This window comes from Streptomyces sp. NPDC004561 (assembly GCF_053602155.1).
In genome coordinates this window covers 1-10,674 of record NZ_JBSGDB010000316.1, presented here as the reverse complement: position 1 = coordinate 10,674, position 10,674 = coordinate 1, and the positions used below count along the sequence as shown (strand labels likewise).

Below are 10,674 nucleotides of genomic sequence, written 5' to 3'. Positions count from 1 at the left end.
AGTCAGCGCCCAGCCGAGGAGGCCACCGGCGATCGCTCCCGTGCGATGCCCCCGCCCCGGGACGAGTTCCGGGGCGGGGGCATCCGTCTTTGTCGATCAGCCCACGTTCCGGATAATGATCGTCCTGTTGTCAGTGGGGCCCGGTAGTCTCGAAAGCACGATGACAGAGGACCTCTCACCGGCCGAGCGGTACGCGGCAGCCCGCAGGCGGGCAGCCGAGCAGGCCACCGCGCTCGCGTCCTTCCGCGAGATGTACGACTTCGGCCTCGACCCCTTCCAGATCGAGGCCTGCCAGGCCCTCGAGGCCGGGAAGGGCGTGCTGGTGGCCGCACCCACCGGCTCGGGCAAGACGATCGTGGGCGAGTTCGCCGTCCACCTCGCCCTGCTGCAGGGCAAGAAGTGCTTCTACACGACGCCCATCAAGGCGCTGTCGAACCAGAAGTACGCCGACCTGTGCCGTCGCTACGGCGCCGCGAAGGTCGGCCTGCTCACCGGCGACAACAGCGTGAACTCCGACGCCCCGGTGGTCGTGATGACCACCGAGGTCCTGCGGAACATGCTGTACGCCGGTTCCCAGACCCTCCTCGGTCTCGGCTATGTGGTCATGGACGAGGTGCACTACCTCTCCGACCGCTTCCGCGGCGCGGTCTGGGAGGAGGTCATCATCCACCTCCCCGAGTCGGTGACCCTGGTCTCGCTGTCCGCGACCGTCTCCAACGCCGAGGAGTTCGGTGACTGGCTGGACACGGTCCGCGGCGACACCGAGGTGATCGTCTCCGAGCACCGGCCCGTGCCGCTGTTCCAGCACGTGCTCGCGGGCCGCCGGATGTACGACCTGTTCGAGGAGGGCGAGGGCCACAAGAAGGCCGTCAACCCCGACCTCGCCCGCCTGGCCCGCATGGAGGCCACCCGGCCGTCGTACCAGGACCGCCGGCGCGGCCGCGCGATGCGCGAGGCCGACCGGGAGCGCGAGCGCAGACAGCGCTCGCGCGTGTGGACGCCGGGCCGGCCCGAGGTCATCGAGCGCCTGGACGCCGAGGGCCTGCTCCCTGCCATCACCTTCATCTTCAGCCGCGCCGCCTGCGAGGCCGCCGTCCAGCAGTGCCTGTACGCGGGCCTCAGGCTGAACGACGAGGAGGCGCGGGAGAGGGTCCGCGCCCTGGTCGAGGAGCGCACGTCCCACATCGCGCCCGAGGACCTCCACGTCCTCGGGTACTACGAGTGGCTGGAGGGCCTGGAGCGGGGCATCGCCGCCCACCACGCGGGCATGCTGCCGACCTTCAAGGAGGTCGTCGAGGAGCTGTTCGTGCGCGGCCTGGTCAAGGCCGTGTTCGCGACCGAGACCCTGGCGCTCGGCATCAACATGCCCGCCCGCTCGGTGGTGCTGGAGAAGCTCGTCAAGTGGAACGGCGAGCAGCACGCCGACATCACACCGGGCGAGTACACCCAGCTGACGGGGCGCGCCGGCCGCCGGGGCATCGACGTCGAGGGGCACGCGGTCGTGCTCTGGCAGCGCGGCATGAGCCCCGAGCACCTGGCCGGTCTCGCGGGCACCCGCACATACCCGCTGCGCTCCAGCTTCAAGCCGTCGTACAACATGGCGGTCAACCTGGTCGAGCAGTTCGGCCGGCACCGCTCCCGCGAGCTGCTGGAGACCTCCTTCGCGCAGTTCCAGGCCGACAAGTCGGTCGTCGGGATCTCCCGGCAGGTGCAGCGCAACGAGGAGGGACTGGAGGGCTACAAGGCCTCCATGACCTGCCACCTCGGCGACTTCGAGGAGTACGCGCGGCTGCGCCGTGAGCTGAAGGACCGCGAGACGGAGCTGGCCCGGCAGGGCGCCACGCAGCGCCGGGCCGAGGCCGCCGTCGCCCTGGAGCGGCTGAAGCCGGGCGACGTCATCCACGTGCCGACGGGCAAGTACGCGGGCCTGGCACTGGTGCTGGACCCCGGGCTGCCGGCCGGCCGCTCCAACGGCCACCGCGGCTTCGACCAGCACGACGGGCCGCGCCCGCTGGTGCTGACCGCCGAACGGCAGGTCAAGCGGCTGGCGTCGATGGACTTCCCGGTGCCGGTCGAGGCGCTGGACCGGATGCGGATCCCGAAGTCGTTCAATCCCCGCTCGCCGCAGTCCCGTCGGGACCTCGCCTCCGCGCTGCGCACCAAGGCCGGGCACATCCCGCCGGAGCGGGCCCGCAAGAAGCGCTCGCAGGCGGCCGACGACCGGGAGATCGCCCGGCTGCGCACGGAGATCCGGGCCCACCCCTGCCACGGCTGCAACGACCGTGAGGACCACGCCCGTTGGGCCGAGCGCTACCACCGGCTCCTGCGCGACACCTCGCAGCTGGAGCGGCGCATCGAGGGCCGGACGAACACCATCGCCCGCACCTTCGACCGGATCGTGGCGCTGCTGACCGAGCTGGACTACCTGCGCGGCAACGAGGTGACCGAACACGGCAAGCGGCTCGCGCGCCTGTACGGCGAACTCGACCTGCTGGCCAGCGAGTGCCTGCGTGAGCGGGTCTGGGAGGACCTCTCTCCCGCCGAACTGGCCGCCTGCGTCTCCGCGCTGGTGTACGAGGCCCGGGTCGGTGACGACGCGCTGGCCCCGAAGCTGCCCTCCGGCAAGGCGAAGGCCGCGCTGGGTGAGATGGTGCGGATCTGGGGCCGGCTGGACGCACTGGAGGAGGACTTCCGGATCAACCAGACCGAGGGCGTCGGACAGCGCGAGCCGGACCTCGGGTTCGCCTGGGCCGCCTACATGTGGGCGTCGGGCAAGGCCCTGGACGAGGTGCTGCGGGAGGCGGAGATGCCCGCGGGTGACTTCGTGCGGTGGTGCAAGCAGGTGATCGACGTGCTCGGGCAGATCTCGGCGGCGGCGCCCGTGGAGGGCTCGACCGTGACCAAGGCCGCGCGCAAGGCGGTCGAACAGCTGCTGCGGGGCGTGGTGGCCTACTCGTCCGTGGGCTGACCCGTACCCCTTCCGCGAAGGCAGCGCCTCCTGTGAGGCGCTGCCTTTTTCGTCGTACGAGCCGAACCCCGTTTCACTCATCACGGTGAGTGACTTTCGCACGCCGATACGTCGTTACCGAATGCGTTCGAACAAATGCCCAGCGTGTAAATGGAGTTGAGGTTACTCCTGCCGCAGGGGCGATTTCAGGTGCTTGCTGAATATGACACAGCGATGATCCGGTCGGACTAAGCTCGCCCGCGGCGCACCGGGTTGAGGTGAATTCGTGCGCTTGTTCCCAAACATGCCATGTGTCACGACTGTTCCGTGAACCTTCCCCGCGAAAGTCCCCCCGACACCCAGCCGATTCTTCTCAGAAGGCATCCATGGTGAGTGTTCAGAAGCCTCCCGGTCGCCGTGAACGTCCCTATGCGCGGGTGCTGTTGCCGCCGGCCATATTGATGGCCGCCGCGACCGGGGCCGCCGTCGCCCTGGTACCCGCCTCGGCCCGGATCGCCGTCGGCGGGTGCGGGGCCCTGGCCGTGCTGCTGGTGCTCGCCACCGCGGCCGAAGCCGCCCGCCGCGGCCGCCTGCTGCGTGAGGCCCGGGCCGAACACGGCCGTCACACCGCGTATCTGGAGCACCGGCTCGCCGCCCAGGACGAGCTGATCGACCGCTTCGCCACCGACATCCTGCCCAGGGCCCTGCACCGGCTGCGCGCCGGCGAGGTGCTCCGTGACGTGGTGCGCAACGTCTACGACGCGGACCCCGAACTGCGCGCCCTGCCCGACTCCTACCGCGAGATGCTGCGCATCGCGCTGCGCGGCGCGGACCACGAGATCTCCATGCGGGACGCCACGGAGCGCTCCTTCGTGAGCATCGCCCGCCGCGTCCAGGCCATCGTCCACCAGCAGGCCAAGGAACTGCGGGAGATGGAGGAGGACCACGGCCGCAACCCCGAGGTCTTCGACGACCTGCTGCGCCTGGACCACGGCACCTCGCTGATCGGCCGGCTCGCCGACACCATCTCCGTCCTCGGCGGCGGCCGCCCCGGCCGCCAGTGGCCCCTGCCGGTCTCCCTCTACAGCACGCTGCGCGGCGCCATGTCCCGGATCCTGGAGTACCGGCGCATCCACCTGGCGTCCATCGTCAACATCAACATCAAGGGCACCGCCGTCGAGCCGGTCATCCACGCCGCCGCCGAACTCCTCGACAACGCCACCCGCTACTCGCCGCCCTCGACCAAGGTGCACGTGACCGCGGCCGAGGTGCAGGCCGGCATCGCCATCGAGATCGAGGACGCCGGCGTCAGCCTCAGCGAGGAGTCCCGCGCCCGCATCGAGCAGATGATCGAGGACGCCAAGAACGGCGACGACGCGCAGAACCTCGGTGAGAACCCGCGCCTCGGCCTCGCCGTCGTCGGCCGGCTCTGCAAGCAGTTCGACATGGAGGTCTCGCTGCGCACGTCCGCCTACGGCGGCGTCCGCGCGATCCTCATCGTGCCGCGCGTGATGACCACCACCGAGCCCGGTGTCGGCGCCGCCCACGGCATCGGCGCGACCGGCATCCCGCTGCCCGAGCTCGGCGCCGTCGAGGGACCCAAGCGTCCGCCCAAGAAGCGCCGCCCCACCAGCCCGAAGATCCCCGCCGGGATCTCCATGGAGGACGACGTCCCCGAGGTCACCGAGTGGACGGCGGGCGGCCTGCCTCAGCGCCGCAGCCGGGTGAAGACCCCCCTCAGCCAGCGGTTCGCCGAGCAGGCCGCCATCGAGCGGGCCGAGCGGGAGGGCCGGCCGACCATCTGGTCGCAGACCAGGTCGGAGCCCGAGCCCGAGCCCGAGATCGACCCCGAGCGCAAGAAGCTCATCGAGCGGCCGCCCGGCATGTGGATCGACTCCTTCTTCGACGGCCTGAGGAAGGGGATGCCCGAGGGCGCCAGCGCGCCCGAACTCACCGACTTCACGCTCAACCCGACCAAGTACCTGCACCTGATCGATGATTCGGCCGCCCCCACCGAGGCCGACGACGAGGGGAACCTCAAGTGATCCAGCAGCGAGGCAACTTCGACTGGATGCTCAAGCAGCTGAACGACGGAGTACCGGGGATCGAGATGATCGTGGTCCTCTCCGCCGACGGACTGCGCATCGCCCGCTACGGTGGCGAACCCGACGCCGCCGACCGGGTTGCCGCCGCCTGCGCGGGTGTCCAGAGCCTGGCCGGGGCCATCATCCAGGAGATCCCCGGCGCGGGCGAGATGAAGGTCGTCGTCATCGAGATCGAGGGCGGCTACTTCTACCTGATGAACGCGGGCGCCAACGCCTACCTCGCCGTGCTCGCCGACGTGACCTGCGAGCCGGGCCGGATGAGCGGCATGATGCGGGACCTCGTCGTCCGCATCGGCGCCCACCTCACCAGTCCGCCCCGGCGGAACGGGCAGACCGTATGACCCCTCCACGACGCAAACGGCGCCAGCCGACCCCGCCGCCCCCACAGCCGTCCCCGCCCCCGGCGGCACACGGCCAGCCCCTGCCCAGGAACCCCGAACGGCTCTACGCCGTCACCGGATCCGCCGACGGCAGCCGGGCCGAACTCGACCTCGTGACCCTGATCGTGGCGCGCTGCGCACCCCCGCCCGGCGCCTCCCCGGAGCACGCGGCAGTGCTCCAGCTCTGCACCTCCCCGCTGTCCGTGGCCGAACTCTCGGCCTATCTCAACCTGCCGTTCAGTGCGATGACCGTGCTGATCACGGAGATGATCACGGCGGAACTGGTGCAGGCGCGCGCCCCGATCGTCCGCCAGGCGGTCGCCGACCGTTCACTCCTCGAAGCGGTGATGCATGGACTTCAAAAGCTCTGACACGGTCCCCGGCCCGCGCACCGAGGACCATCTGCCGCACACGGCCCAGGCCGCGGTCAAGATCGTGATCGTGGGCGGCTTCGGCGTCGGAAAGACCACCATGGTCGGTTCCGTCAGCGAGATCCGGCCGCTGACCACCGAGGAGACCATGACCCAGGCCGGCATCGGCGTCGACGACAACTACGGCTCCGAATCCAAGACCGCCACCACCGTGGCGATGGACTTCGGCCGTATCAGCATCACCGACAAACTGGTGCTCTACCTCTTCGGCACCCCCGGCCAGGAGCGCTTCTGGTTCCTGTGGAACGGCCTGTTCGAGGGCGCGCTCGGCGCGGTCGTCCTGGTCGACACCCGGCGCCTGGAAGTCAGCTTCGACGTCATGGGCCGGCTGGAGGAACGCGGCGTGCCCTTCGTCGTCGCCGTCAACTCCTTCCCGGACGCGCCCCGTTACCCGGTCGAGGAACTGCGCACCGCGCTGGACCTGGCCCCCGACATCCCGATCGTCGAGTGCGACGTGCGCCGCCGGGCCTCCAGCAAGGACGTGCTGATGACCCTGATGCGCTTCCTGCACTCGCTCGCCCTGTCGGGCGCGCTCACCTGACCCGCCGCCGACCCGCCCCCAACCCTTCTCCGTTCCGGAGCGATCACTGTGACGCCTGAACCCCAATCCCCGACCGGTACGCACGACGCCCCGTCCGGTCCGCCGCCGGGCTGCCCCGCGCACGGCCTCGGCCCCGGGGGACTGCATCGGCTCTACGGCCCCGACGCGGACGACCTGGACGGCCTCTACGAGCAACTGCGGGAGCAGCGCGGCACGGTGGCGCCCGTGCTGCTCCACGACGACGTGCCGATGTGGGTGGTCCTCGGGCACGCCGAGAACCTCCAGATGGTCCGCAGCCCCTCGCAGTACACCCGTGACAGCCGGATCTGGGGCCCGCTGCGGGAGGGCATGGTCAAGCCCGACCACCCGCTCATGCCGCACATCGCCTGGCAGCCCATCTGCTCCCACGCCGAGGGCGACGAGCACCAGCGGCTGCGGGCCGCGGTCACCGCGGCCATGGGCACCATCGACCACCGCAGCGTGCGGCGTCACATCGGCCGTCACACCCAGGGCCTGGTGAACAGCTTCTGCGAGCGCGGCCGGGCCGATCTGGTCTCCCAGTTCGCCGAGCACCTGCCGATGGCGGTGATGTGCGAGGTCCTCGGCATGCCCGAGGAGTACAACGACCGCATGGTGCAGGCCGCGCGAGACGCCCTCAAGGGCACCGAGACCGCGATCCAGAGCCACGCCTACGTCATGGACGCGCTGAGCCGGCTCACCACCCGGCGCCGGGTCCGGCCCGAGGACGACTTCACCAGTCACCTGGTCATCCACCCGGCCGGACTCACCGACGACGAGGTCCGCGAACATCTGCGCCTCGTCCTCTTCGCGGCCTACGAGGCCACCGCCAACCTCCTCGCCAACGCGCTGCGCATGGTCCTCACCGAGCCGGGCTTCCGCGCCCAGCTCAACGGCGGCCAGATGACCGTGCCGGAGGCGATCGAGCAGTCCCTGTGGGACGAGCCGCCGTTCAGCACCGTCCTCGGCTACTACGCCAAGCAGGACACCGAGTTGGGCGGGCAGCGCATCCGCAAGGGCGACGGGCTGCTGTTCGCGCCCGCCCCGGGCAACCTCGACCCGCGGGTGCGGCCCGACCTGTCCGCGAGCATGCAGGGCAACCGCTCGCACCTCGCCTTCGGCGGCGGCCCGCACGAGTGCCCCGGCCAGGACATCGGGCGCGCCATCGCCGACGTCGGTGTCGACGCCCTGCTGACCCGGCTGCCCGACGCCCAGCTCGACTGCGCGGAGGAGGAGTTGCGCTGGCGGTCGTCCATCGCCTCGCGGCACCTGGTGGCCCTGCCCGTGCGCTTCGAGCCCAAGCCGCAGCAGGACGTGGAGCTCGCGCCGAGCGCCCTGCCGGCCCCGCCCCGGCACAACCCCGCGCCGACAGCCGTACCGCAGCCCGTGGCCGTACCCCAGCCCATGGCCGTACCGCCGGCCCCCACGGCCGTTCCGGCCCCCACGAGGCCGAAGGGGCTCTGGCAGCGGCTGCTGGACTGGTGGCGCGGGGAGTGAGATGAGCGAACCGCGCCAGGCCCTGCCTGGCGGGCAGAGGGACGACGCCGTACGAGCGTGGGGGAGCGTAGCCGGCGATCGGTGACCAATCCCGCGCATGGGCGTGCCGGGCGCCTCGGGTTCTGCCGGGTCGGACTAGTCCTCGCCGGACCACGCCTCGAAGGACGTCCAGGCCTGGAGCAGGCGCTCGCTGACGAACGCGTGCTCCGCCCCGGTGACCGGATCGGTGAACTCCAGTCTCCGTGCGAGCAGTTGCAGGGGGCGCCGGAAGTCACCGGCCGGCACCGGGCCGGTCACCCGGGGATAGAGGGGATCACCGAGGATGGGCACGCCGAGGGCGTTCAGGTGCACCCGCAGCTGATGGGTCTGCCCGGTCTCCGGCACCAGCCGGTACCGCCCGAGCCCGCCCCGCCGCTCCGCAGGTTCCACCCGGGTCACCGCGTTGGGCTCGCCCTCGACCTCACGGGCGGCCTGTACCCCGCGCTCCTTCACGATCCGGCTGCGCACGGTCCGGGGCAGCCCGAGCGAGGGGTCGTACGGCGCGACCGCCTCGTACTCCTTGCGCACCCGCCGGTCCCGGAACAGCGTCTGGTACGCGCCGCGCTCCTCGGGCCGCACGGTGAACAGCACCAGGCCGGCCGTCAGCCGGTCCAGGCGGTGCGCGGCCGTCAGTGCCGGGATGCCCAGCACGTGCCGCAGCCGGGCCAGCGCTGTCTCGGCGACATGCGTGCCGCGCGGGGTCGTGGCCAGGAAGTGCGGCTTGTCGGCGACGACGATGTGCGCGTCCTGGTAGACCACCGTCACCGGGAACGGCACCGGCACCTCCGTGGGCAGCTCGCGGTGGAACCATACGAACATCCCCGCCCGGTACGGCGCGTCCGGCGCCACCGCCCGCCCGTCGGCGCCCACGATCAGCCCCGCGTCGAACATGCCCGCGACGACCCCGGGCCCGGCGCCGGTGAGCCGCGCCACCAGATGCTCCCGCACGGTGGCCCACGCCCCGCCGGCCGGCAGCCGCACCCGCACCGGGTCCACGCCGTGGCGCTGGGGGAGCGGGGCGGGCGGGGGCGGTGTACGGCGTCTCACCGGGTCAAGGGTACGAGGCGCGAAACAGGTGGGCCGCCGGCCGCGGTGACGGCAGGATGTGGATCATGCCGTACCTCACCAGCCCGGTCGTCGCCGCCGGCACCCTCGCCCGCACCGCCCAGCCCACGATCCCCACCGGAGACGGTCTGCGTCTGCGCCCCTGGCGGGCCGGGGACGCGCCCGCCGTCCACGCGGCCTTCCAGGACCCCCTGATGCACCAGTGGCACATCAGGTCCTGCGACTCCGCGGAGGAGGCCGCCGGCTGGATCGCCGCATGGCAGCAGGCGTGGGAGAGCGAGCGGGACGCCCAGTGGGCTGTCGACGACGCGGACACCGGCCGGCTGCTGGGCCGGGTGGCGCTGCGCCAGATCCTGCTGGGCGACGGCGTGGCCGAGGTCGCGTACTGGACCGTCCCACAGGCCCGCGGCCTCGGCGTCGCGGCCCGGGCCACCACCGCGCTGGCCCACTGGGCGTTCGAGGAGATCGGCTTCCACCGGCTGGAGCTGACGCACGCCACCACCAACCCGGCGTCCTGCCGGGTCGCCGCGAAGACCGGCTTCGTCCTGGAGGGCACCAGGCGCAGCGCCCTCCTCCACCCGGACGGCTGGCACGACATGCACCTGCACGCGCGCGTGCGCGGCGACCGGGGCGTCGCAGGGGCGGAGCCGCCGTCACCGTCGGGAACGGCGCGGCCGGCATGAAGGCCGGGCCGGTGTGAAAGGCTCCTGGTATGCCGCCCTACGAGCTGGCGAACCGACTCGTCGTCGGGGTCGCCTCCAGCGCCCTGTTCGACCTGAGGGAGTCGGACACGGTCTTCAGGGAGCAGGGGGAGGAGGCCTACCGGGCCTACCAGGAGGAGAACGTCGGCAACACGCTCCGGCCGGGCGTCGCCTTCGCCTTCATCCGGCGGCTGCTGTCGCTGAACGATCTCGCCGAACCCGGGGACCCCCTGGTCGAGGTCATCATCCTCTCCCGCAACGACCCCGACACCGGGCTGCGCGTGATGCGGTCGATCCAGACCCACGGACTGCCCATCAGCCGGGCGGTGTTCATGCAGGGACGGTCCCCGTACCGGTTCATGACGGCGCTGAACATGTCCCTGTTCCTGTCGGCGAACGGCAACGACGTGCGCGAGGCCGTGGCGGCCGGCCTGCCCGCCGGGCACGTCCTCGGCTCGGCGTACGCGGACGACCCCGCCGACCGGGAGCTGCGGATCGCCTTCGACTTCGACGGGGTGCTCGCCAGTGACGCGGCGGAGCAGGTCTACCAGTCCGCCGGCCTGGAGGAGTTCCGCGCCCACGAGGCCCGCAACGCGGCGACCCCGCACGACCCCGGACCGCTGCGGGACTTCCTCGCGAGCGTGAACCGGATACAACGCCGGGAGGAGGAGCGGCGCGGCAGCGATCCCGGCTACGAGATCCGGGTGCACGTCTCCATCGTGACGGCGCGCAACGCACCGGCGCACGAGCGCGCCGTGACGAGCCTGAAGACGTGGGGCGTGACGGCCAACAGCGCGTTCTTCCTCGGCGGCATAGAGAAGGGCGCGGTGATGAAGGTGCTCGACCCGCACATCTTCTTCGACGACCAGGTGACGCACCTGGAGAGCACGTCCCGGACGACGCCCAGCGTGCACATCCCCTTCGGCAGGATCAACGAGCGCTGAGGCGGC

At 71.6% G+C, this 10,674-nt stretch carries 9 protein-coding genes; 8 read left to right on the top strand and 1 reads right to left on the bottom strand.

Annotated elements, in window-relative coordinates; genetic code table 11:
• Positions 1-115 precede the first annotated feature (115 nt).
• The 6 genes from ACWEN3_RS31770 (at position 116) to ACWEN3_RS31745 (ending at position 7,919) form a co-directional block, all read left to right on the top strand.
• Positions 116-2,968, top strand: a complete 2,853-nt coding sequence (locus ACWEN3_RS31770) for a DEAD/DEAH box helicase (protein ID WP_452977735.1) — start codon at positions 116-118, stop codon at positions 2,966-2,968.
• Between the two features lie 365 nt (positions 2,969-3,333).
• On the top strand, positions 3,334-4,992 hold the full coding sequence (locus ACWEN3_RS31765) for a sensor histidine kinase (protein ID WP_452977732.1): 1,659 nt from the start codon (positions 3,334-3,336) through the stop codon (positions 4,990-4,992).
• Positions 4,989-5,393 carry a roadblock/LC7 domain-containing protein gene (locus ACWEN3_RS31760; protein WP_452977728.1) on the top strand — a complete coding sequence of 135 codons (405 nt, stop codon included), beginning with the start codon at positions 4,989-4,991 and terminating at the stop codon, positions 5,391-5,393. Before ACWEN3_RS31765 ends, ACWEN3_RS31760 begins: the two co-directional genes overlap by 4 nt.
• Entirely contained in the window at positions 5,390-5,803 is a 414-nt protein-coding gene (locus ACWEN3_RS31755) for a DUF742 domain-containing protein (protein WP_452977725.1), read from the top strand. Before ACWEN3_RS31760 ends, ACWEN3_RS31755 begins: the two co-directional genes overlap by 4 nt.
• Positions 5,784-6,404 carry a GTP-binding protein gene (locus ACWEN3_RS31750; RefSeq protein ID WP_452977722.1) on the top strand — a complete coding sequence of 207 codons (621 nt, stop codon included), beginning with the start codon at positions 5,784-5,786 and terminating at the stop codon, positions 6,402-6,404. The genes ACWEN3_RS31755 and ACWEN3_RS31750 overlap by 20 nt, the downstream gene beginning before the upstream one ends.
• A gap of 48 nt (positions 6,405-6,452) precedes the next feature.
• On the top strand, positions 6,453-7,919 hold the full coding sequence (locus ACWEN3_RS31745) for a cytochrome P450 (RefSeq protein ID WP_452977719.1): 1,467 nt from the start codon (positions 6,453-6,455) through the stop codon (positions 7,917-7,919).
• A gap of 135 nt (positions 7,920-8,054) precedes the next feature.
• Here the strand turns inward: ACWEN3_RS31745 and ACWEN3_RS31740 are convergent, their stop codons facing one another.
• A complete protein-coding gene (locus tag ACWEN3_RS31740; protein ID WP_452977716.1) occupies positions 8,055-9,005 on the bottom strand; it encodes a pseudouridine synthase in 951 nt (316 codons plus the stop codon).
• 65 nt (positions 9,006-9,070) lie between these two features.
• Between ACWEN3_RS31740 and ACWEN3_RS31735 the strand changes: the two genes are divergently transcribed.
• Entirely contained in the window at positions 9,071-9,706 is a 636-nt protein-coding gene (locus tag ACWEN3_RS31735) for a GNAT family N-acetyltransferase (protein WP_452977713.1), read from the top strand.
• A gap of 29 nt (positions 9,707-9,735) precedes the next feature.
• The gene (locus tag ACWEN3_RS31730; RefSeq protein ID WP_452977711.1) at positions 9,736-10,668 is read left to right on the top strand and encodes a 5'-nucleotidase; all 933 of its coding nucleotides are present in this window, start codon (positions 9,736-9,738) and stop codon (positions 10,666-10,668) included.
• The last annotated feature ends 6 nt before the right edge of the window (positions 10,669-10,674 follow it).